Genomic DNA, 21062 nt, shown 5'->3' with positions numbered 1-21062 from the left:
GAAGAATGAACGAACCTGCCATGAAACAACGACAACGCATTCGCTCGCATCTGCCCGGCAGGCTGTCCGCGCTCGTGTTGGCCGCCATGGTGGCCGGCTGCGCCGTAGGCCCAACGTACCAGGTGCCAAGCTCGGCCGCTCCTGCCGAATGGAAAGAGGAGAAGGCTGCCGAAGGCTGGCTGCCTGCCGCGCCGGCCGATGCACTCGACCGCGGCGAATGGTGGAAGCTTTTCGGCGACGCCACGCTCGACGAACTGGCCGCCCGCGTGCAGGTGTCCAACCAGAACATTGCCGCGGCCGTGGCCAACTACGCGCAGGCCCAGGCACTTGTGCGCGGAGAGCGCGCCGCGCTGTTCCCGACGGTGTCGCTCGACGGCAGCGGCAGGCGAAGCGGCAATGCCGGCAGCACCAGCAACGCAACCAGCACTTTTGCCGTAACGCTGGGTGTCGATTGGGCGCCCGATGTGTGGGGCCGGCTGCGTCAGGCCGTGAGCAGCGCGCAGGCCAATGCAGAGGCCAGCGAAGCCGACCTGGCTTCGGCGCGCCTTTCGGCCATTGGCGACCTGGCCACCAACTACTTCTCGCTGCGCGAAACCGATGCCGAGATCGTGCTGCTCGACCAGACCATCGAGGGCTACCAGCGCGCCTTCGAGATCACGAGCAACCGCTACAAGGCCGGCATTGCCGCGCAGACCGACGTGCTGCAGGCGCAGACCCAACTCGTCAGCGCACAGGCCGAGCGCGTGGGCCTGCAGCGCACCCGCGCCACGCTGGAGCACGCCATCGCCATGCTGGTGGGCGTGGCGCCGGCCGACTTCAGCCTGCCCGCTGCGCAGTGGATGCCCACGGTGCCGGGCATTCCGGCCGGCGTGCCATCGACGCTGCTGCAGCGCCGGCCCGACATCGCGGCGGCCGAGCGCTCGGTGGCGGCCGCCAATGCGCAGATCGGCATTGCGCGCTCGGCGTACTTTCCGAACTTCGGGCTCAGCGCCTCGGTGGGCGGCAACGCAAGCCGCGTGAAAGACCTGTTCAACGCATCCAACACGCTGTGGGCGCTCGGCCTTTCGGTGGCGCAGGTGGTGTTCGATGCAGGCGCCATCGGCGCGAGCGTCGATTCGGCCAAGGCGGGCCACGAAGCCAGCGTGGCGCGCTACCGGCAGACGGTGCTCACCGCTTTCCAGGCCGTGGAAGACCAGCTCACCGCCGGTGCCGCGCTGGCGCAGCAGGAAGGCCTGCGGCGCGAAGCCTCGGCCGCGGCCGACAAGACCGAGCAGCAACTGCTCAATCGATACCGCGCAGGCCAGGTCAGTTACACCGAAGTGGTCACTGCGCAGGCAGCCGCGTTGAACGCACGCCGCACCTTGGTGCAGCTGCTTGTAAATCGCCAGACCGCCGCAGTGGCGCTCATTCAAGCCCTCGGCGGCGGCTGGCAGGCTGGGGCAACGTAATCAACGTGCCTTCAGTGCGCGTGACGGTCCATCGACCCGCCAAGGTAATCCTTGTCGGTCACAAGCACCCAGAGCGCAAGCACCAGGATGGCTGCGGACACGAGCACTGCGTTGACCATCGCGTTCTCGACAGTGGCAAAGCCGAGCACCCAGGGGGATACGGCCAGCCAGATCGCGAGCGCGCCTTCGGTCCACTCTTCCCAGGCACGCGGAACCAGGGTTGCCCCCAGGGCCACGGCGCCCAGTGCGATGCCGGTCAATACCGTGCTCCACATCGCGAAGGTCACGTCCTGGAAACCCAGGACCCAGGGCGAGACGATCAGCCACACACCCAGAATGATGTTGACCGGGTCTTGCCAGTGTTTCACTTGCTTCATGGTCATTACCTCCTGTCGCAGCACAAAGCCGCGACAGCTGTTTGACCGGGCGGCCTTGGCCGGGTTCCGCGATGCGGCACCGCAGCATGCGATTGGTTGGCCGTACCTATTTTTCTAGTTTCCGCGCGCCACCGGCGGCATCAGGTACGCGCCTGACTCGAACAGCTGCGCTTCCGCCTGATCGATGCGCCGGATCACCGGCTTGCCCGCCCGGCTTGCAAGCAGTTCGACCAGCGCCTCGGTCACGGCCACGCCTGCCGCCACCGAGGGAAAAAACGAGGGGCTGTTGATCGTGAAGAGCAGCGTTTCGTCCGCCAGCAGCGACAGCGGCGAAGCCACGCTGTCGGTAATGGCGACGATGCGGCAGCCCGCCGCCTTGGCCGCTTCTGCCACCTGCAGCGCCTCGCGCGAGTAGGGCATGAAGCTGGCCACCACCAGCGCATCGCCCTTGGCAAAGGCGCGCTGCTGCATTTCGAGCGAGCCCCCCTGGCCATCGACCAGGTGCACGCTGGCGCGAAAGAGCCGGTACACGTAGACGAATGAGAACGCGATCGGAAAGCAGGCCCTGAACCCCGCCGCGTGCACCGCGGGCGCCTTCTCGATCAATACGCAGGCCTTTTGCAGCGCCTGTTCGCTCTGCTGGTGCGTGGCCTCCAGGTTGCGGCGTTGCACTTCGAACATCTCGCCCGTGAGGCTCCGGTCCTGCGCGCGGCCGATGAGCTGCTTGGCGCGCCCTCCGTAGGTTTCGGTGCCCAGGCCCATGTCGCCGGCAAAGGCTTCCTTCAGCTGCGGCCAGCCCGCATAGCCCAGGTGCTGCGCAAAACGCACCAGCGTGGCGGGCGTGCTCTGCGCGCGCGTGCCCACGTTGCGCATCGATGTGGTCACCACTTCGTTCGGGTGGTCCAGCACATAGCGCGCCACCTGCTGCAAGGCGGGGCTCAGCTCATTGAAATGCTGGCGGATCTGGTCTCTGGCGCCCATGGCGGTGTCTCTTTGGCAGCTGCTGTTGGAACGAATGTACCGGACATGGAACAACCTAGCAGTTGACGGAACAAATGTTCCAAATAATAATCCGTCGGAAACGTTGGTTCCAAGACCGACTCCACCATCTCGCTGCCACCCGCCACCATGACGCACGTCTTTCATCGCCACCTTCGCCAGAGCCCGCCCATTGCCGCGGGCTCCAACGGCATGTTCATCCGCGACGCCGAAGGGCGTGAATACCTCGATGCATCGGGCGGGGCGGCCGTGTCGTCGCTTGGCCATGCGCACCCCGAAGTGCTGGCCGCCATGCACGCGCAACTCGACAAGCTGGCCTACGCGCACACCAGCTTCTTCACCAGCGAGGTGGCCGAGCAGTTGGCCGACGAGCTGATTTCATCGGCGCCCGAAGGCATGAGCCATGCGTACCTGGTGAGCGGCGGCTCCGAGGCAGTGGAGGCGGCGCTCAAGATGGCGCGGCAGTACTTCGTGGAGATCGGCCAGCCGCAGCGCACGCACTTCATTGCGCGCCGCCAGAGCTATCACGGCAACACGCTGGGCGCGCTTGCGGTGGGCGGCAATGCGTGGCGGCGCGAACCGTTCGCGCCCATCCTGGTGCCGGCCACGCACGTCGCGCCGTGCTATCCGTACCGCGAGCAGCGCGCCGATGAAAGCGCCGAGCAATACGGCCTGCGCCTCGCGGCCGAACTCGAGGCCGCCATCGTCGCGCAGGGTGCCGATCGCGTGATCGCCTTCGTGGCCGAAACAGTGGGCGGCGCCACGGCCGGCGTGCTCACGCCCGTGCCGGGTTACTTCAAGGCCGTGCGTGCGGTGTGCGACAAATACGGCGTGCTGCTGATCCTCGACGAGGTGATGTGCGGCATGGGCCGCACCGGAACGTTGCATGCCTGCGAGCAGGAGGGCGTGGTGCCCGACCTCATGACCATTGCCAAGGGCCTGGGCGGCGGTTACCAGCCCGTTGGTGCAGTGCTGGCGCAGCGCAAGATCGTCGATGCCATGTCCAAAGGCAGCGGCTTCTTCCAGCACGGCCACACCTACCTTGGGCATCCGATGGCTTGCGCGGCGGCACTCGCGGTGCAGCAGGTGATCCGGCGCGACGGCCTCGTCGCCAAGGTCCGCGAAGACGGCGCGGCCTTCGGCGAAATGCTGGCCGAGGCGCTCGGCGGCCACCCGCATGTCGGCGACGTTCGCGGCCGCGGCTTCTTCTGGGGCATCGAGCTCGTGGCCGATCGCGCGAGCAAGGCGCCGTTCGATCCGGCGCTGAAGATCAACGCGGCCATCAAGAAAGACGCCATGGCGCGCGGCCTGCTGTGCTACCCCTTCGGCGGCACCGTCGATGGCCGGCAGGGCGACCACGTGCTGCTGGCGCCGCCCTTCATTGCCACGCGTGCGTACCTGCAGGAAATCGCAACGCGCCTTGCGGCTTCCGTCGACGCCGTGACGAGCGCCGCCACGCGCTGACCGCTGATCTTTCTTTCTTTCTTCGTTTTTCCAATCCGCCCATTCCAAGGAGCGCTTTCATGCCCAAGCTTCGTCTGCCGATTTTCTTTGGCGCTGCCGCTCTTGCGGCGGCTTTTGCCCTGCTGTTGCCGCATGCCGCACAGGCCCAGGACAACAACGACACGCTCGCCAAGATCAAGGCGAGCGGCGCCATCACCTTCGGTTACCGTGAGTCGTCGTTCGGCTTTTCGTACCTTGATGGCAACCTGAAGCCGGTGGGCTACAGCATCGAGATCTGCAACCGCATCGTCGAGGCGGTGAAGAGCGAGCTGAAGCTGCCCGCCATCGAAATCAAATACCAGGCCGTGACTTCGGCCAACCGCATTCCGCTGGTACAGAACGGCACGGTCGACATCGAGTGCGGCTCCACCACCAACCTGGTCGAGCGCCAGAAGCAGGTGGCGTTTTCGCCGGACATCTTCCGCTACAACGTGCGCATGCTGGTCAAGGCCGATTCAGGCATCAAGAGCATTGCCGACCTGCAGGGCAAGACGGTGGTCACCACCACCGGCACAACCTCGTTCCGCCTGCTGCGCGAGGCGGACAAGGGCCGCAACCTCGAAGTGAACAACCTCGGCGGCAAGGACCACAGCGATTCGTTCCTGCTGGTGGAAAGCGGCAGGGCGCAGGCCTTTGTGCTCGACGACATCCTGCTTGCCGGCCAGATCGCGAACGCGCGCAACCCGAAGGACTTTGTCATTGCCGGCGAGAGCCTGCGCACCGAGAACCAGTCGCTCATGTTCCGCAAGGAGGATCCGGCCTTCAAGGCGCTGGTGGACCGCGTGGTGTCGGGCATGATGAAGTCGGGCGAGATGGAAAAGCTCTACAGCAAGTGGTTCATGTCGCCCATTCCGCCCAAGGGCATCAACATCAACTACCCGCTCAACGCCGACACGAAGGAGGCCTTTGCCAATCCGTCGTCCAAGGGCATCTGACAGCCGCTCTCGCATGACCCGCATCGCCCTGATCCACGCGCTTTCGCATTCGGTTGCGCCCATCAACGCCGCCTTTGAGCGCGACTGGCCCGAGGCGGTGCGCATGAACCTGCTGGACGACAGCCTCTCGGCCGATCTGGCGCGCGGCGGCCAGGGGCTCAATGCCGCAATGCACGAGCGCTTTCAGCGGCTTGCACAGTACGCGGTCGAAACCGGCGCGCAGGGCATTCTCTTCACCTGCTCGGCGTTCGGCCCGTGCATCGAGGCGGTGGCAAAGCGGCACGCGGGCATTCCGGTGCTCAAGCCCAACGAGGCGATGGTGGCCGAGGCCGTGCAGGCGCAAGGCGAAGGGCAGGGCCGGCTCGGCCTCATCGCAACCTTTGCGGCCACGCTGGTGTCGATGCCGCCGGAGTTTCCGCCCGGCATCGAGCTGGAGCCCGCGTTGGCCGAAGGCGCGCTCGACGCGTTGAATGCCGGCGATACCGCCCGGCACGACGCCCTGATTGCCGCGCAGGCCGAGGCGCTGCGCGAGCGCGGGTGCACGCGCATTGCGCTGGCGCAGTTCAGCATGGCGCGCGCGCGTGCCGCTTGCGAGCAGGCCAGCGGCCTGCCGGTATTGACCACGGTCGACAGCGCCGTGCGGGCACTGCGGCTGCGCTCGGGCCGCGGCTCCTGATAAAAGCCCGCAGCGGCACGGGGCCGCCTGAACCCGGCCTGACTCGATGCCTCGCCATAATTGGCGCTCTTTAAAGGAGTAAGCGTGGACATCGTTTTGCTGGTGAAGGCCGCTGTCATGGGCATCGTCGAAGGGCTGACAGAGTTTCTGCCGATCTCGTCGACCGGGCATCTGATTCTTGCGGGCTCGCTGCTCGGCTTCGACGACGCCAAGGCCAAGGTGTTCGACATTGCCATCCAGACGGGCGCGATCTTCGCGGTGATCCTGGTGTACTGGCAAAAGATCCACTCCACCGTGGTGGCGCTGCCGCGGCAGCCCAAGGCAAGGCGCCTGGCCATCAACGTGGTGATCGGTTTTCTGCCCGCGGTGGTGCTGGGCCTCATCTTCGGCAAGATGATCAAGGCGCACCTTTTCACCCCCGTGGTGGTGGCCAGCACCTTCATCATCGGCGGCTTCATCATTCTCTGGGCCGAGAAGCGGCCGCCAGGCTCGGTGCGCATCGAGCACGTCGACGACATGACGACGTGGGACGCCCTCAAGGTCGGCCTGGTCCAGTGCTTTGCAATGATTCCGGGCACTAGCCGCAGCGGCTCGACCATCATCGGCGGCATGCTGCTGGGCCTGTCGCGCCAGGCCGCCACCGATTTTTCGTTCTTCCTTGCCATTCCGACGCTCATCGGCGCCGGGGCCTACAGCCTCTACAAGGAGCGCGCGCTGCTCTCGGTGGCCGACATTCCGCTGTTCTCGGTGGGGCTGGTGTTCTCGTTCCTGAGCGCGTGGCTCTGCGTGCGCTGGCTGCTGCGGTACATCAGCACGCACAACTTCATTCCTTTTGCCTGGTACCGCATCGCCTTCGGCATCGTGGTGCTGGCCACGGCCTGGACGGGCTTGGTGATCTGGGCGGAATAAGCCTCAGCGCGAAAAGGAATCTTCGCCGCCCGCGTGCGCCGTTTCGGCCCGCGAGCCGAGCGCCAGTTTCCGGTAGATGGCCCTGGTGCGGCACTCCACCGCCAGCCGGGGCGCCGAAAGCGTTTCGGCAATGTCGCTGTAGCTGCGCCCTTGCACCACCAGCTCGAGCATCTTGCGTTCGCGCAGCGACAGCGTCGTGTCCGGCTCGGCCGGCGAATCAGCCGCGTGATTCGAATCCCACGCCAGGATGCGCCGCGCAATGGCCGCATCGATCGGCGCGCCGCCTTGCTCGATGCTGCGCAGCGCGATGCTGAGTTCGAGATCGTCGCGCTCCTTCAGCAAGTAGGCGACCGCGCCGGCGCGCAGCGCTGAAAAGATGCTTTCGTCGGAGCGCGTCGCGGAAACCGCAACAGCAGGCACCTGCGGCTGGTGGGCCTGCAGCCATTCGATGAGTTCGATACCGCTGCCGTCCGGCAAGCCGATGTCCACAAGAACCACACCGAAGCGCTGGCTCTCTAGAAGTTGCATGGCCGTCTCACCGTTCTCGGTCCAGACGATCTGGGGCTCGTCGCATCCGAGCGTCGACAGGATGTAGCGAAAACGTTCCTGCATCGAAGGATCGTTCTCGACAACGAGCGTCGGACTCAGCGAAACGGCTTCAACGGCTTCCTGGTAGGAAGTTGACATTTGCTCGACATTTTGAAGCGGCGACCGATGAACTGGGACGTTTTTACTTATTTTCGTCCATTGTTACCGATGATTGCAATTTGTATCGCCCGGTTTATTCCGTCTTGACAGGCATGCGCAACGCGAGCTGAGTGGCACCTGGCCGAGACTCCAGCCGAAGCTCGGCGCCCAGCCTACGGGCGCGCGCGTGCAGGCTGCGCAGACCCGAGCCGCCGCCCTTGGCAGCGTCTGCCACGACAAACCCTTGCCCGTCGTCGCGTACGTCGAGTTGCAGGTCGGAGCCGGCGCAGGTTACGGCCACGTCCACGCGTCGGCCGCCGCTGTGCTTGAGGGTGTTTGTCAGGGCCTCCTGCAAAAAGCGCAGCAGGTCGAGGCTTTGCGAGGGAGGCAGCTCGAGCGTCTCGACGCCTGACACCTGCCACCGGCAGTCGATTCCGTTGGCGTCGAGCAACTGGGAGGTGCGATGCCGCAAGGGCGCCAGCAGCTCGCCGAACGCACAGGCGCCGTCGTGCCGGCCCGTGGCCTCGATGATGAGCCGCAAATCGTCGCGCAGGCTCTTGAGCATTGCGAGCAGGGCGGATGCTGAAAGCTCCTCGGGCCTGCGCTCGAGCGTTGCAATGCTGCCGACCAGCATGCCGCCCAGGCCGTCGTGCAGGTCGCTCGCAAGGTTGACCCGCTCGCCAATGCGCGCATGCGCGAGCTCCAGCGCGTGCTGCTGCGCAAGCGTGGCGGCCAGTTCGGCCTTGGCGGCGCTCACTTCCTCGATCAGCTCGGTGTTGAAGTTCTCGATGCGCTTCAGGCTGCTCACGAAGCGGCCGGCCTGCGTCAGCGCCATGCCCAGCAGCAAGCCGTACGAGGACATGGTCGTGTAGTAGATGTTGCTGTCGATCACCTGTGTGAACACCAGCAGGTCGTGCGCGCCGGTTACCGCCGACAGTGCCATGAAAGGCGCAAGCGACCGCATGGGACTGCCGCGATGCCGGGCGGCGTGAACCAGCGAGGCGCAGTTCACGGCAATGATCGTGAGGCCGCCCACCAGCGTCCAGAGGGCGCGGTGAGTGACCAAGTTCGCTAAACCGGCAAGCCACAGGTCGAGCACGCCAGCCACCGCAACCAGCAGCGCGAAGCCTTCCAGGCGCGGCATGCGCCGCTCGCAGAAGCGCAGCGCAAAAATGGCGTATGACACGCTGAACAGAAGCAGCAGCGAAGTGTTCGACGCCTGCCAGCTGTGGCTGCTCGCAAACGGCCAGGGGCTGGTCGCGATCTGGTTGTAGCCGAACAGGAGCCACAGCACCGACATCAATGCGAACCAGCCATAGGCCGTTTCGCGCCGCCGCAATAGCCACAGCGCAGCGAAGAAGGCGGACACCGCCGCGCTCACCGCCAGCCCGAGCATCTGGAGATCGCGGCGCAAGAGACGCTCGTGTCCGTATGACGCCTGCATGGCCGCCGGCGGACCGAGGCTGACCGGACCGAGGCCTGCCTGATAAGCCGAAAGACCCGAAACCCGTATCAACAGCGTGTTGCGGCCCTCGCGCAGCAGTGGCGGCGCCAGCAGCCAGTAGCGCGTGCTGTTCCACGCCCGGGTCAGCGGTTCGATCAGGCTTTCGTCGCGCCAGATGGGTGTGCCGTTGAGCGACACCGCACCGGCCATGTTGAGGTAGTGCAGCAGCAAGCCGGTTTCAGCAACGTGCGCGGGCTGGTCCCAGGTCAACCGGTACCAGACCACGCCGTCGAAGCCGGGCCAGCGCGCGGCCCAGCTGTCGGGCAGGGTGACCGGTGTCCAGCCACTGGCGGGCGGGGCGATTTCGTCCCAGCCCGCCCCGCGCACCGCTTCGATATGGAGTTCAGGGGCCTGCTGTTGCGCCAGCGCCGTGCCGGCCGGGAAGAGAAACAGAAGGAGGAGGAAGAAGGGGCCGAACCGCGCAGTAGGCCATGCCGCGAGGCCTGGGCGCGCGGCCTGCGGGGGAGATTCTTCGTATGGCATTTACCAGCTTTCGGGGATGGCTTGGTCGAAATGGGAAATACACACTTCGTCTTACTTGTTTTATTTGCTTTCAAGAAAGATGTCCATGCCCACACAGATCCACGCCGACAGCGACAAAGGCGGCTTGCACAAGGCGCCGGTAAAACGGCGGCTGGTGCGCGCGCGCCGGTATTTGCCTGTGTTCGCCCTGCTGGTCGGCGGGAGCGTCTACGCGGCCGGATTTGTCGATGGCACCGCGGGCAATCTCGGGCCGGGAACCATCAACGGGACGGCGGGAACCGGCGGCACTGCAGCCAGCCTCTCGGGAGACGGGGCCACCGCGCTCGGTGCGGGCGGCGATGGCGGCATGGGAACGGCCGGTGGCACCGGCGGCACCGGCGGGGCGGGGGCCAGCGCAACTGCGAACGGGGCAACGGCCATCGGAGGCGGAGGAACCGGCGCACTCGGCGAGGCGGGGGGAACGGGGGCACAGGGGGGCGTGGGGCCCAAGCCTCGGCGGGCGGCGCGATCGCGCTTGGCGCCGGAGGCGCGGGCACCGAGGCTTGTTGCCTCTACACCGGCTTGGCAGGCGGCAACGGCGCGCAGGCTTCGGGCACTGCCGCGATCGCCATCGGGAGCGCTTCAGGCACCAGCCAAGGCGTCGTGGCATCCGGCAGCGGCAGCACTGCGATCGGCGGCGCCAACGGCGGCGCTTCGGGCGCGGCCGCATTGGCCACGGGCAGCGTGGCGATGGGTTCCGGCAGCCGGGTTGCAAGCGGCGCGAACGGCAGTGTGGCCATCGGCGCGAATTCTGTCGCCACGGCGGCCAACACGGTGTCTTTCGGGGCCGCAGGCCAGACGCGCGGCCTGGTCAACGTGAGCGCCGGAGCGGTGACTGCCGCAAGCACCGATGCAGTCAACGGCAGCCAGCTGTACACCGTGCAGCAGACAGCCAACACGGCGGTATCCGCAGCCTCGGCCGCACAAGGCACGGCCGACTCCGCGCTTGGCCTGGCGCAGAACTCGGCCCAGTACGGCGCGGGCGGCACTTCGCTGCAACTCAATGCCAACGGCGGCGCCGGCACCACCATCAGCAACGTCGGTGCGGGTCAGGTGGCAACCGATGCCGCCAATGTCGGCCAAGTGCAGCAGGCCCAGCAGACCGCCATCACCACGGCAAACAACTTCACCGTCCAGCAGGTCACCGCATTGCAGGCCTTGATGAACCAGGCATTGTCCAGCGGTGTCTGCGCGGTGGGCGCGGGCGGAGCGGTGGCCTGCGGGCCAGGGGCGGGCGCGAGCGGTGCCGGCAGCACGTCGATGGGCACCAATGCACAGGCCAACGGCCAGGACACTGTTGCCGTCGGCAATGGCGCGCAAGCCAGCCATGCGGGTTCGGTTGCCATTGGTGCCGGCGCCAGGGCGCTGGCAGACCCCACCACCGCCTTAGGCAACAACGCGGTGGCCACAGGCAACAACGCCGTGGCGCTCGGTGCCAACACACTGGCGTCGGGCAGCAACGCAGTGGCGCTGGGCCAGGGTTCCGTGGCCGACCGCGACAACACCGTGTCGGTGGGCAACGCCGCGGCCGGTCTGTTGCGCGGCATTGCGAATGTCGCGCCCGGCCTGCTGGGCACCGATGCCGTCAACGTCAACCAGCTGCAGCAGGCGGTGAGCAACGCGACCAGCCAAGCCAACGCCTTTGCGGCACAGGGCGTTGCAGCCGCACTGGCCATGCCTTCGATGCCGACCTTGGCCGTCGGCAAGAAATGGATGGGAGCCGCCGTGGGCAACTATGCGGGTGCTGCGGCGGTCGGCTTCGCTTTCGGCTATCAGGTCAGCGACAACTTCAACCTGGGGCTGGGTGTTTCCACCGCAACCAGCAGCGGCAGCAGCAACCGCATTGCTGCCCGCGTGCAGGCGGGCTACGCCTGGTAAGCCGCGGAGAGAAGAAAAAAGCCGGCGCCGCTCACTGGAGCAAGCCGTGCCTGCGGGCCTGGTAGACAGCCTCGGTGCGTGAGTTGACGGCCAGCTTGCGATAGATGTTCTTGGTGTGGCATTCAACCGTCAGCCTGGAGATCGACAGCGACTCGGCCATGTCCCGGTTGCTGAACCCTTGCGCCACCAGTTCCAGAATCTCTTGCTCTCGCGGTGTCAGCGCCACGGCAAGCGGGGCTGGCGCGTCGGCCGCCATCACCGGCGTAGCCATCTGCGTTGCCAGCCAGGCGAGGATGTGGCGTGCAATGGCCGGGTCGATCGGCGCGCCACCTTGTTCGATGCTTCGCAGCGCAATGCTGAGCTCGAGGTCGTCGCGCTCTTTCAGCAGGTAGCCGACGGCGCCGGCACGCAGCGCTGCAAAAATGGTTTCTTCGGTGCGCCAGGCTGAAATCACCACGGCGGGCACCCTGGGATGCGCCGCCTGCATCCATCCGATGAGTTCGACGCCGCTGCCGTCCGGCAGGCCGATGTCGACCAGCGCGACCCCGAAGCTCTGTGTGCGAAGCAGTTCCTTTGCCGAGGCAATGCTCTCCGCCCAGGCGATCTGCGGTCCGCCGTAGCCGAGCATGGCCAACACGCGGCCCAGTCGTTCGCGCATTGCGGGGTCGTCTTCGACCACCAGCGAAGGGCTCAGGGAGACTGCTTCAATCACTGCCGGGTGGGAGGAAGGCATGGGGCTCCAATCAGTCCAGCAGATTGCGCAGCGCCGCCTCGACCGCTGCTGCAGTGGCAAGCGGCTTTTCCATGGGGAAGAGGTGCGTGCCATCGAGCATTGCAATGCGCCCTTTGGTCACCTTCTGGGTCATGGCCATGCCGACCTGCTTCATCTCGGCCGACAGGCGCCCGCCGATGAAGGCCGCCTTGCATTTGAGCGGGTGGCGGCGCAGCAGCGCTGCTAGGTTGTGGGGCAAGGTGTTGTAGATGGCCGTTTCCACGTTGCGGTCGAAGCTCAGCTCGCGCGTGTCTTCGCTGTCGAAGGTGCCGTGGTCGATGTAGTCGTGCAGCACCTGCTCGTCCCACTTGGCAAAGGCCTTCTTGCTGCGGAAGTGCTCGAACACGGCCTCCCTGTGGTCCCACTTGTTCCTGCGCCTGCGGCTGATGGCGCCGGGCGAGACGGTCTTCATCAGCGGGGTGCGCTTGACCAGGCTCAGCGTGTTTGCGCGCCAGCCGCCCAGAATCGGCGAGTCGAGCAGCACCACGCCCCGGGCGAGCGCCGGATGCAGTGCAGCGCACATCAGGCTCAAAAATCCGCCGAGCGAATGGCCGACCAGGAACACCGGGCCGCCGGTACGGTCGGCGTGCTGCTGTGCGAAGTCGGCCAGCTGCTGCACCAGGTGCGGCCAGTTGTCGGTAACGGGGTACTTGGGGTCGTGCCCGAATTTCTCGATGGCATCGACCTCGAAGCCGCGGTTGCGCAGGCTGTCGAGAACGACGCGGTAGGTGCTCGCCGGAAAGCTGTTGCCGTGCGAGAAGACGATGGGCGGCATCGCCATGGCTGCAGCCGGGCTCAGATGAGCTTTTCGTCGGGCGTGGAAATCTTGCGCAGCGGACTGTGCCGCGTGGCCGGCATCTTCAGCGGGTGCTGGGTGGCGGAGTCGTCCCACACCGGGTCTTCAATGCTGTCGAACACCTCGCGCAGCTTCTGGCCCCAGCTGTTGTGCATCATGCGGTAGTAGGGGTTGTCGGCATCGATGCAGATCACGCGGTCGGTCTCGAACTTGTTGGCCTCGTACACCACCAGGTCGAGCGGCAGGCCCACCGAGAGGTTCGACTTCATGGTCGAGTCCATCGACACCAGCGCGCACTTGGCGGCCTCGTCGAGCGGGGTTTCAGGCGTGAGCACGCGGTCGAGCACCGGCTTGCCGTATTTCGATTCGCCCACCTGGAAGTAGGGCGTCTCGGTGGTGGCTTCGATGAAGTTGCCCGCCGAATACACCAGGAAGAGGCGCATGCCTTCGCCCTTGACCTGCCCGCCGAAGATGAACGACACGTTGAAGTCGAGCCCCGCATGCTTGAGCGCCTCGGCGTCGCGGTCGTACACGTGGCGCACGGCCGAGCCGAGCACGCGCGCGGCGTCGAACATGCTCTTGGCGTTCCAGATGGTGATCGGGTCGCCTTGCGAGCCGTCTTCGCGGGTTTCGCGCAGTTCCTCGATCTGCAGAATTTCGCGCACCGATTGCGAGATGCTCAGGTTGCCCGAAGACAGCAGCACCATGACGCGGTCGCCCGGCTGCTCGTAGACGATCATCTTGCGGAAGGTGCTGATGTGGTCCACCCCCGCATTGGTGCGCGAGTCGGAGAGAAACACCAGTCCGGCGTTGAGTTTGATGCCTACGCAATAAGTCATTTTTTCATCTCGCACGAAGAATGCCCGCTCACATGGCGCTGCGTTCGCGCGTGTTCAGTTTTTGTAAGGCATAGAGCGCGTCGAGCGCCTCCCGCGGCGTCATCGCATCGGGGTCGAGCGCGGCCAGGGCGGATTCTACGGCGCTGGCCATCGGCGTTTCGGCCACCGGCGGAGGCGCGAACAGATCGACCTGCGCGCGCGTCTGGGCATGCTGCGATTCCAGCGCCTCGAGCGCCTGCCGCGCATGGTTGACCACAGCGGCGGGCATGCCCGCGAGCCGCGCCACCTGGATGCCGTAGCTCTTGCTGGCCGGGCCGGGCTGCATTTCGTGCAAGAACACGATGTCGCGGCCCGCCTCGGTGGCGCTCACGTGCATGTTCACCGCGCAGTGGTGCGTGGCCGGAAACTCGGTCAGCTCGAAGTAGTGGGTGGCAAACAGCGTGAAGGCCTTGCTGCGGTCGTGCAGCTGGGCCGCAATGCCGGCGGCCAGCGCCAGGCCGTCGAAGGTGCTGGTGCCGCGGCCGATTTCGTCCATGAGCACCAGCGACTGCGCGGTGGCGCTGTGCAAAATTTGCGCAGCCTCGGTCATCTCGAGCATGAAGGTCGACTGCGCATTGGCCAGGTCGTCCGCGGCGCCAATGCGGGTGTGAATCGCGTCGATGGGCCCGAGCCGGCACGCCGCCGCCGGCACGTGCGAGCCGATGGAAGCCAGCAGCACGATGATCGCCACCTGCCGCATGTAGGTCGACTTACCGCCCATGTTGGGGCCGGTAATGACCTGCATGCGCTGCTGCGGCCCAAGCACCGTGTCGTTGGCGATGAAGCCGCCCGACGACTTTTCGGCCAGCCGCGCTTCCACCACCGGGTGCCGGCCCTCCTGGATCTCGATGCAGGGGTGCGAAACGAAGCTCGGCGCGCGCCAGTGCAGCGTGTGCGAGCGCTCGGCCAGCGCGCACAGCGCGTCGAGCGTGGCAATGGCGCCGGCCAGTTGCGTGAGCGCGGGCACCGAGGGCTGCAGCGCATCGAGCAGCTGCTCGTAGAGCCACTTTTCGCGGGCCAGCGCGCGGTCTTGCGCGCTCAGCGCCTTGTCTTCGAAAGCCTTGAGCTCGGGCGTGATGAAGCGCTCGGCGTTCTTCAGCGTCTGGCGGCGGCGGTAGTTGTCGGGCACCTTCGAGAGCGCGCTTTGCGTCACCTCGATGTAGAAGCCGTGCACGCGGTTGAACTGCACCCGCAGGTTGCTGATGCCGGTGCGCTCGCGCTCGCTCACTTCGAGCTTCAGCAGAAAGTCGTCGCAGTTCTCGCTGATGGCGCGCAGCTCGTCCAGCTCGGCGTCATGGCCGGTGGCAATCACGCCGCCGTCGCGCACCAGCGCCGACGGGTCGGGCTTGATCGCGCTTGCCAGCAGGTCTGCGCAGCCGGGCGGCGGCGCAAGCCGCTCGGCAATCTGGTCGAGCAGCGCGGTAGAGCCGGGCAGCAGCGGCGACAGCTGTTCTGCCTTGGCCAAGGCGAGCCGCAGCGCCAGCAGTTCGCGCGGGCGTACCTGGCGCAGGGCAATGCGCGCCGCAATGCGCTCCACGTCGCTCGTGTTCTTGAGTTGTTCGCGCAGCGTGCGCCAGGGCGCGGCCGTGCCACCCAGCACCGTGGACTGCAGCGCGCCAATGGCTTCGAGCCGCGCCTGCGCCTCGCTGCGGTCGCGCCGCGGCGAAAGCAGCCAGCGCTTCAGCAAGCGGCTGCCCATGCCCGTCATGCAGGTGTCGAGCAGCGAAAACATGGTGGGCGAATCTTCGCCGCGCAGCGTTTGCACCAGCTCCAGGTTGCGCCGCGTGGTGGGCGGCAGCTCGATTAGGTCGCCGTCGCGCTCCACCGAAAGGCGCTGCACGTGCGAAAGCGCGCGGCCCTGCGTGTGCTCGGCATAGCCAAGCAGCGCGGCGGCGGCGGCATGCGCGTTGGCGAGCGATTCAGCGTTCCACGCGGCCAGGCTCTTGCTGCCCATTTGCTCGCTGAGCTTGCGTTCGCCAAGGCCGCCGTCGAACTGCCAGGCCGGGCGAATCGAGAGCGTGAAAGGCGTGGCCGCGCGCGCGGCCTTCAGTCGCTGCTCGAAGGCGGGGGTGACCTCGGCGCTGTAGAGCAGCTCGCTCGGCGCGATGCGCGCAATCCAGGTTTCGAGCGCGTCGGCCGGGCATTCGGCCAGCCGCAGCTCGGCACCCGTCACGCTGAGCCACGCCAGGCCGCAAAAGTTGCGCGTGCCCGCATGCACCGCCAGCAGCAGCGATTCGCTCTTGTCGTTGAGCAGCTCCGAATCGGTCAGCGTGCCGGGCGTAACCACCCGCACCACCTTGCGCTCCACCGGCCCCTTGCTCGCGCCGACCTCGCCCACCTGTTCGCAAATGGCAACCGATTCGCCCAGCTTGATGAGCCGCGCAAGATAAGTGTCGACCGCGTGGAAGGGCACGCCGCACATCACCACCGGCTGGCCTGCCGACTGGCCGCGCTGCGTAAGGGTGATGTCGAGCAGGCGCGCGGCCTTTTCGGCGTCGGCCCAGAACAGCTCGTAGAAATCGCCCATCCGGTAGAACAGCAGGGTGTCCGGATGGTTCGCCTTGAGGCCCAGGTACTGCGCCATCATGGGCGTGTGCCCGGAGAAGTCGCTGGTCGAGGGAGAGGGTTGGGCAGTCGTCGTTTTCACTCGGGCGATTATCGGGGACGAGCGAGTGGCAAGCCGGTGCCCATTGCGGCGGTTGCGGCCGGCCGGCGTGCACCCGCCGCTCTAAAATCCGCTGACGCAAACCCCGCGTGAAGAACAAGGCGCCCATGGCTCACCCGGATGAATTCAAAGGCCCTGGAGCGGACGCGCTGCCGGACACCGCCACCTTGCCCGCAGAGTTTGCCGCGCTCTACCTCTGCATGTCGCCTGCCCAGCTTGCCGACCTGCGCAAATCGAAGCGGCCCGACGGTCGAGCAGGCAACGGCCCGCCCGTCATCAGGCCGGTGGAAGGCGGTGCAGCCGGGTCGAAAGACCCGCTGCTCTACACGCTTGGCACATTGCGCAACTTCGCAAAGGCCCACACCGCCCCAACGGCGTTCGACACCGCGTTGAACTCCGGAATGCTGGGCTGGGTGTCCGCCAAGCTGCCGTTCTTCGCCGAGCTGGAACCCCGCGTCAAGCGCGGCAGGCGAGTGCTCATAGGCGGCGCCTGGGACCGGGCCGACCCCCTGCGCGAAAAGCGCTTCACGGAACTGGCAAAGGGCCGCATCCGCTTCACATCACTGACCTGCGCCGAAGCCGCGGCCAGCCTGTGGGCCGACGTTGCAAGCCACTCTGCGTTCGCCCAAAAAGGCTTGGCGCTGTTCAAGAGCGAGACGCAGGCAATCGAAGCTTCGCTGGCCGCCACCGCGGCCCTGGCGGCGGCGTCGAATCCGGATGCGGCGGCCTGACCCCATTTCAAGATCGACCATGGACGAGTACCGATGCTGATCAACTGCGTGGCCTACGAAAACGGCGCCAAGCTCGCCGATATCCCGGTCGAGGACATCAGCGAGTACATCGTCCGCCCCGGCTGCTTTGTGTGGGTGGCGCTGAGCGACGCCACGCCCGAAGAGCTGGCGCAGATGAAGGACGAATTCAACCTGCATCCCCTGGCGGTGGAAGACGCGCACCACGGCCATCAGCGCCCCAAGGTCGAGGAATACGGCGACTCGCTCTTCGTGGTGATGCACCTGGTCGAACCCTCTACCGAAGGCGAGCACACCTTGAACGTGGGCGAGGTCGACGTGTTCGTCGGCAAGAACTACGTGCTTTCGGTGCGCAACCGCAGCCAGCAGGGCTTTCTGGGTGTGCGCGAACGCTGCGAGCGCGAGCCCGACTTGCTGCGCAACGGTGCGGGCTTTGTGCTGTATGCGCTGATGGATGCGGTGGTCGATCGATACTTTCCGGTGATCGACGCGCTCGAGGTGGAGCTTGAATCCATCGAGCAGCAGATCTTTACGCAGGGCGGCGCGGCGCGCGACAAGATCAAGCAGCTTTACGACCTGAAGCGGCGCAGCATGATCCTCAAGCGCGCGGTGGCGCCGCTGACCGAGGCGGCCGGCAAGCTGCACGGCGGGCGAGTGCCGCAGATCTGCGTGAGCTCGCAGGAGTACTTTCGCGACGTGGCCGACCACCTGGTTCGCATCAACGGTTCCATCGACGCCATGCGCGACACCATTGGCACGGCCATTTCGGTGAACCTGTCGATGGTCACCATCGAAGAGAGCGAAGTGACCAAGCGGCTTGCTGCCTGGGCCAGCATTTTTGCGGTGTGCACTGCGTTTGCCGGCATCTGGGGCATGAACTTCGAGCACATGCCGGAGCTGAAACTTCGCTACGGCTATGCGGCCGCGCTGGCGCTGATGGGCGGCACCTGCAGCTATCTTTACTACCGCTTCAGGCGCGCCGGCTGGCTTTGAATAGAAGGCTACTCGTCGTGCGTGTCGTGCGTGGCCACGGCACCGCGGCGCCAGTAGCCTGACGCGCGAACCCACTTCGGATTGGCGCCGCGCTCGCCCACCAGGTGCGCGCGCAGGGCCTTTGCAATGGCCGATTCGCATCCCACCCAGGCGTGAAAGTCACCCGCCGGCAGCTTCATTGCCTTGAGCGCATCGAGCAGCACCGGGCTCAACCCCGGTTCCGCGCCCTTGCGGTGCACCCACTGCAGCGTGAGCTCAGCCTGCGTTTCGAACGGCACCTGGTCCGCCTCGCTGTCGACCTCGGCCATCACCACCACGCGCGCACCGGCCGGCAGCTCGGCCAGGCGCCGTGCGATGGCGGGCAGGGCGGTGTCGTCGCCGATCAGCAGGTGCCAGTCGAAATCGGTCGGCACGATGAACGAGCCGCGCGGCCCGCCCACGCCGATCACGCTGCCGGGCTTGGCCTGTTCGGCCCACTGGGTGGCGGGGCCGGCTTCGTGCAGCGCGAAGTCGAGCTCCAGCGTGTTGGCCTGTGCGTCATACCGGCGCGGCGTGTAGTCGCGCATGGTCGGCCGGCCGCTTGCGGGCCACACCGGGCCGTCGGGCCCCATGGTCGGCAGCGTGAGCTCGCCTGTCGTGGCATCGGGAAAAAAGACCTTCGAGTGGTCGTCGAAGCCCGGGCTCGTGAAGCCCGCGAGGTCGTCGCCCGTGAGCGTGACGCGGATCAGGTGCGGCGTGATGCGCTGCACTGCTTTTACCGTGAGCCGGCGAAAGCGAAGCTCGTGCCGCACGCGGCGCGGCGTGCGGTCGGGCAAGGAGGATGCGGTAGATGTGTCGGTCGAGAAGTCGGTCATTTCAGAAAGAACTTTCTAGATGCGTTCCAGTTGCTGGGCGGCGCTGTCGAGCACCGCGGCGAAATCGTGGGCTTGTTGTTCTGTAAGGGGCGGGCCCGAGAGGCGCATGCGCATGGCGAGCTTCAGGTTTTCGATGGCGCGCGTTACCTGCGGCGGGCGCCCGCCGCGCGGGCCGGCGCCGTCGACGCCGCCGTTCATGCGGGCCATCATCGCGTCGGCCGTGTCGCTGTTGGCGGCCAGAAACTCCTGGCCGCTGGCCGTGATGCTGTAGCGCTTGCGCCCGCCTGTGTCGGCGGTTTCCACGCTCAGGTATCCCATTTCTTCGAGCAGCGTGAGCGTGGGGTACACCACGCCGGGGCTCGGCGCATAGCTGCCGCCCAGGCGGTCTTCAATGGCCTTGATGAGCTCGTAGCCGTGGGCCGGCTTGTCAGCAATGAGCCGCAGCAGCACAAAACGCAGGCCGCCATGGCCGAACACCCGCCCGCCGCCGCGCCCGCCACGGCCACCTGAAAGGCCGTCTTCGTGCTCGCCACGGGGCGTGTGGCAGTGGTGGTGATGGTGTTGGCCGAAGTGGGGGTGTCGCATATCGATGTCCTCTCGAAGTATGTCGAAATTATTTTCGATATATCTAAAAAAGTCAAACGACTGTGCCCGCCGCATCTTCGTGCGGCACCGTTCAAGGCTCGATCAGAGGGGAGGGAAAGAAGGAGGCGCTGGCCGAAGCCAGGCAAAACAGGGCGGCACGCACCGCCCTCAACGGGCTGTCAAACGATCAGGCGATCATCGATTCCAGGTCGGACGCCAGCTCGCGAGGCGCCGGCATCTCCTGCATCACGTCTTCAGAAAGCCCGATGGCATCGGCCGGTTGCGCCGGCCACACGTGCTGCGCGTCACCAATGCGCAGGCCTTCGCGCTCCAGCGCAACGCGCCAGACGGCAAGGTGCAGCACATTGGCCAGCGGGTCGACCTGCTCGGCTTCCATCGGGTTGGCAAAGCAAGAAAGGGCGCTGATGAACTCGGGCGCAAACTCCCAGCGGGCAGCCAGCCGGGCGCCCACTTCGCCGTAGTGAAAGCCGAACTTCTGCCGCTCGACCTCGAGCCGCCCCATCATGTCGAAAGGATGCACGGCGTTGAGCCTGGCCATTTGCTCCTTCATGGCGCCGGCCATGATCAGGTGGCCGATGGCGTGCATGCTGCCCACGGTGAACGCAAGGCTCTGGTCCACGCTGCGGGTCTTGCCGGCAAGGTAGCGGGCCACCGCCGCCACGCGCAGGCTGTGCGACCAGAAAGACGGCAGATGCACCCCGTCGACCTTGCGGAACGTGCCCGTAAGGCCAGAGCTCACCACCAGCGAGCGGATGGACGAGAAACCCAGCAACTGGATCGCGTCCTGAATCGAGAGGATCTTGCGGCGCAGCCCGAAATACGGCGAGTTGGCCATGCGCAGCACCCGGGCCGTCAGCACCTGGTCGAGCTCGATCTTGCGTGCAACCACGGGAATGGAGGCGTCCTCGTTGCGCAAGAGCTCGATCAAGTCGAACACCACCTTGGGCACCGTGGGAAGCAAATGGCTTTCGGCAAACAGTTCGTCCAGGGTCATGGCGATCTCAGGCTGTAGTTTTCGCTGCCAGGAATTGTGCTGCAACTATAGTGTTACATGTTGATGTCTTCAGGCATCGGACCCTTTCCTGCGGCCCGTTTGCAGACTTCCAGCAACACCAGTGCATTTGCGGGGCAATCGTCTTTTGATGGGGCCGACTTTGCCGTCGGCGCTTTCGCTTTGCCATACCGCATTTGGGGGATGTGCTTCGCTGCGGGGCTGCTACATCGGGATGCAAGGCGCTATTTGCTCGTCGCCCCAGCGCCGAACCGCAATACAAATTGCGTGACGCTCTCGGTGCGGATGTATATATTGCG

Annotated in this window: 20 protein-coding genes; 8 read left to right on the top strand and 12 right to left on the bottom strand. The window is 66.1% G+C overall.

Features of this window, described 5'->3' with window-relative positions; genetic code table 11:
• Positions 1 to 5 precede the first annotated feature (5 nt).
• Positions 6 to 1448, top strand: coding sequence for an efflux transporter outer membrane subunit (locus GOQ09_RS18400; RefSeq protein ID WP_157614828.1), 1443 nt, complete (start codon positions 6 to 8; stop codon positions 1446 to 1448).
• Positions 1449 to 1459: 11 nt separating this feature from the next.
• On the opposite strand, the gene GOQ09_RS18395 is transcribed toward GOQ09_RS18400, so the two are convergent.
• Positions 1460 to 1825, bottom strand: coding sequence for an SPW repeat protein (locus GOQ09_RS18395; protein ID WP_157614827.1), 366 nt, complete (start codon positions 1823 to 1825; stop codon positions 1460 to 1462).
• A gap of 114 nt (positions 1826 to 1939) precedes the next feature.
• On the bottom strand, positions 1940 to 2806 hold the full coding sequence (locus GOQ09_RS18390) for a MurR/RpiR family transcriptional regulator (protein ID WP_157614826.1): 867 nt from the start codon (positions 2804 to 2806) through the stop codon (positions 1940 to 1942).
• 147 nt (positions 2807 to 2953) lie between these two features.
• Between GOQ09_RS18390 and GOQ09_RS18385 the strand changes: the two genes are divergently transcribed.
• The 4 genes from GOQ09_RS18385 to GOQ09_RS18370 all read left to right on the top strand — a co-directional run bounded on the left by GOQ09_RS18385 (position 2954) and on the right by GOQ09_RS18370 (position 6847).
• Positions 2954 to 4288 carry an aspartate aminotransferase family protein gene (locus GOQ09_RS18385; RefSeq protein WP_157614825.1) on the top strand — a complete coding sequence of 445 codons (1335 nt, stop codon included), beginning with the start codon at positions 2954 to 2956 and terminating at the stop codon, positions 4286 to 4288.
• A 59-nt stretch (positions 4289 to 4347) separates the two neighbouring features.
• The gene (locus GOQ09_RS18380) at positions 4348 to 5262 is read left to right on the top strand and encodes a transporter substrate-binding domain-containing protein (protein ID WP_157614824.1); all 915 of its coding nucleotides are present in this window, start codon (positions 4348 to 4350) and stop codon (positions 5260 to 5262) included.
• A 13-nt stretch (positions 5263 to 5275) separates the two neighbouring features.
• A complete protein-coding gene (locus tag GOQ09_RS18375; RefSeq protein ID WP_157614823.1) occupies positions 5276 to 5938 on the top strand; it encodes an aspartate/glutamate racemase family protein in 663 nt (220 codons plus the stop codon).
• A gap of 84 nt (positions 5939 to 6022) precedes the next feature.
• Positions 6023 to 6847, top strand: coding sequence for an undecaprenyl-diphosphate phosphatase (locus GOQ09_RS18370; RefSeq protein ID WP_157614822.1), 825 nt, complete (start codon positions 6023 to 6025; stop codon positions 6845 to 6847).
• 3 nt (positions 6848 to 6850) lie between these two features.
• Here the strand turns inward: GOQ09_RS18370 and GOQ09_RS18365 are convergent, their stop codons facing one another.
• From GOQ09_RS18365 to GOQ09_RS26395, 3 genes are all read right to left on the bottom strand, one after another.
• Entirely contained in the window at positions 6851 to 7534 is a 684-nt protein-coding gene (locus GOQ09_RS18365) for a response regulator transcription factor (protein WP_157614821.1), read from the bottom strand.
• Between the two features lie 94 nt (positions 7535 to 7628).
• Positions 7629 to 9521, bottom strand: coding sequence for a sensor histidine kinase (locus tag GOQ09_RS18360; RefSeq protein WP_157614820.1), 1893 nt, complete (start codon positions 9519 to 9521; stop codon positions 7629 to 7631).
• Between the two features lie 551 nt (positions 9522 to 10072).
• Positions 10073 to 10300 (bottom strand): hypothetical protein, encoded by a 228-nt coding sequence (locus tag GOQ09_RS26395; protein WP_242630879.1) that lies wholly within the window; start codon positions 10298 to 10300, stop codon positions 10073 to 10075.
• A gap of 34 nt (positions 10301 to 10334) precedes the next feature.
• Between GOQ09_RS26395 and GOQ09_RS26390 the strand changes: the two genes are divergently transcribed.
• A complete protein-coding gene (locus GOQ09_RS26390) occupies positions 10335 to 11438 on the top strand; it encodes a YadA family autotransporter adhesin (protein WP_242630878.1) in 1104 nt (367 codons plus the stop codon).
• 31 nt (positions 11439 to 11469) lie between these two features.
• Here GOQ09_RS26390 and GOQ09_RS18350 read toward each other — a convergent pair whose 3' ends face one another.
• From GOQ09_RS18350 to mutS, 4 genes are read right to left on the bottom strand one after another with little or no spacing between them, the layout of a single operon-like run.
• Positions 11470 to 12171 carry a response regulator transcription factor gene (locus tag GOQ09_RS18350; protein ID WP_157614819.1) on the bottom strand — a complete coding sequence of 234 codons (702 nt, stop codon included), beginning with the start codon at positions 12169 to 12171 and terminating at the stop codon, positions 11470 to 11472.
• A 10-nt stretch (positions 12172 to 12181) separates the two neighbouring features.
• Positions 12182 to 12991 (bottom strand): alpha/beta hydrolase, encoded by an 810-nt coding sequence (locus tag GOQ09_RS18345; protein ID WP_207309868.1) that lies wholly within the window; start codon positions 12989 to 12991, stop codon positions 12182 to 12184.
• Between the two features lie 14 nt (positions 12992 to 13005).
• Complete coding sequence (locus GOQ09_RS18340) at positions 13006 to 13845, bottom strand: proteasome-type protease (protein WP_157614818.1); 840 nt, start codon at positions 13843 to 13845, stop codon at positions 13006 to 13008.
• A gap of 28 nt (positions 13846 to 13873) precedes the next feature.
• Positions 13874 to 16531, bottom strand: a complete 2658-nt coding sequence (gene mutS / locus GOQ09_RS18335) for a DNA mismatch repair protein MutS (protein WP_157614817.1) — start codon at positions 16529 to 16531, stop codon at positions 13874 to 13876.
• A 107-nt stretch (positions 16532 to 16638) separates the two neighbouring features.
• Here mutS and GOQ09_RS18330 point away from each other — a divergent pair, with 107 nt between their 5' ends.
• Entirely contained in the window at positions 16639 to 17280 is a 642-nt protein-coding gene (locus GOQ09_RS18330; RefSeq protein WP_242630877.1) for a hypothetical protein, read from the top strand.
• A gap of 33 nt (positions 17281 to 17313) precedes the next feature.
• Positions 17314 to 18291: a magnesium/cobalt transporter CorA gene (gene corA / locus GOQ09_RS18325; RefSeq protein ID WP_157614816.1), complete on the top strand. Its 978-nt coding sequence runs from the start codon at positions 17314 to 17316 to the stop codon at positions 18289 to 18291.
• An 8-nt stretch (positions 18292 to 18299) separates the two neighbouring features.
• Here corA and GOQ09_RS18320 read toward each other — a convergent pair whose 3' ends face one another.
• The 3 genes from GOQ09_RS18320 to GOQ09_RS18310 form a co-directional block, all read right to left on the bottom strand.
• A complete protein-coding gene (locus GOQ09_RS18320; RefSeq protein ID WP_157614815.1) occupies positions 18300 to 19145 on the bottom strand; it encodes a siderophore-interacting protein in 846 nt (281 codons plus the stop codon).
• Between the two features lie 15 nt (positions 19146 to 19160).
• Positions 19161 to 19730 carry a PadR family transcriptional regulator gene (locus tag GOQ09_RS18315; RefSeq protein ID WP_157614814.1) on the bottom strand — a complete coding sequence of 190 codons (570 nt, stop codon included), beginning with the start codon at positions 19728 to 19730 and terminating at the stop codon, positions 19161 to 19163.
• A 187-nt stretch (positions 19731 to 19917) separates the two neighbouring features.
• Positions 19918 to 20745 carry an HDOD domain-containing protein gene (locus GOQ09_RS18310; protein WP_157614813.1) on the bottom strand — a complete coding sequence of 276 codons (828 nt, stop codon included), beginning with the start codon at positions 20743 to 20745 and terminating at the stop codon, positions 19918 to 19920.
• Positions 20746 to 21062: the final 317 nt, after the last annotated feature.

The sequence above is a fragment of the Variovorax paradoxus genome (assembly GCF_009755665.1).
Lineage (GTDB): Bacteria > Pseudomonadota > Gammaproteobacteria > Burkholderiales > Burkholderiaceae_C > Variovorax > Variovorax paradoxus_G.
The sequence above is the reverse complement of the archived record's forward strand: the minus strand, read 5'-3'. Positions and strand labels throughout refer to the sequence as shown.